A 936-nucleotide genomic window follows, 5' to 3' on the forward strand; every position below is an offset into this window, starting at 1 on the left:
GCGGCTGTTGCCCTTGTTGAGCATCCGGGCGACAAGCCGACCCGCGGGCCCGGACGGATGACCGAGCTGGCGGGCGAAACCGGCGGTGAACCTGTCACGAAGTCCCATGCGCCGAGGCTGGCGCACGCACCGCTCCCCCGCAAGTGGAGCAGTGCCGGCAGCCATCGGGGCAGCCATCGGGCACGATGGCGCCATGGACCTGACGTTGACCGACGACCAGCAATCGCTGCGGGACCTCGCCCGCGACTGGGTGGACCGCGAGGTGGTGCCGAATGCCGCCGCGTGGGACCGCGAGGAACAGGTCGACCGGGCGATTGTCGGCAAGCTCGCCGAGGTCGGCTTCCTCGGGATGGGGATCGCTGAGGAGTACGGCGGCTCGGGCGGAGACTTCCTGTCCTACGTCCTGATGATGGAGGAGCTCGGCCGCGGCGACACCTCCATCCGGGGGATCGTGAGTGTCTCCCTCGGCCTGGTCAGCAAGAGCATCCAGGCGTGGGGCACCGAGGAGCAGAAGAACGCCTGGCTGCCCGACCTGTGCAGCGGTGCGGGCCTCGCCTGCTTCGGCCTCACCGAACCCGGCACCGGATCGGACGCCGGGTCGCTCGTCTCCCGGGCCGTACGCGATGGCGACGACTGGGTGATCAGCGGCAACAAGCTCTTCATCACCAACGGCACCTGGGCAACGGTCGCGCTGGTCTTCGCCCGCACGGGCGGGCCCGGCGCGAGGGGCATCACGGCCTTCCTCGTGCCCACCGACTCCCCCGGTTTCGAGCGCCGCGAGATCAAGGGCAAGCTCGGCCTGCGGGGCCAGGCCACCGCCGAGCTGATCCTGTCCGACGTGCGGGTGCCGGACAGCAACCGGCTCGGTGACGAGGGCTCCGGCTTCAAGATCGCGATGACCGCGCTCGACAAGGGCCGCATCTCGGTCGCCGCCGG

Annotated in this window: 1 protein-coding gene; it reads left to right on the forward strand. The window is 70.5% G+C overall.

Translation table 11 applies throughout. The features are described from left to right. Window positions 1-193: 193 nt before the first annotated feature. On the forward strand, window positions 194-936 hold a 743-nt coding region (locus tag ACOADB_RS19200), incomplete at its 3' end, for an acyl-CoA dehydrogenase family protein (protein ID WP_378602076.1).

This window comes from Nocardioides sp. CPCC 206348 (assembly GCF_048654705.1).
Taxonomy (GTDB): Bacteria; Actinomycetota; Actinomycetes; order Propionibacteriales; family Nocardioidaceae; genus Nocardioides.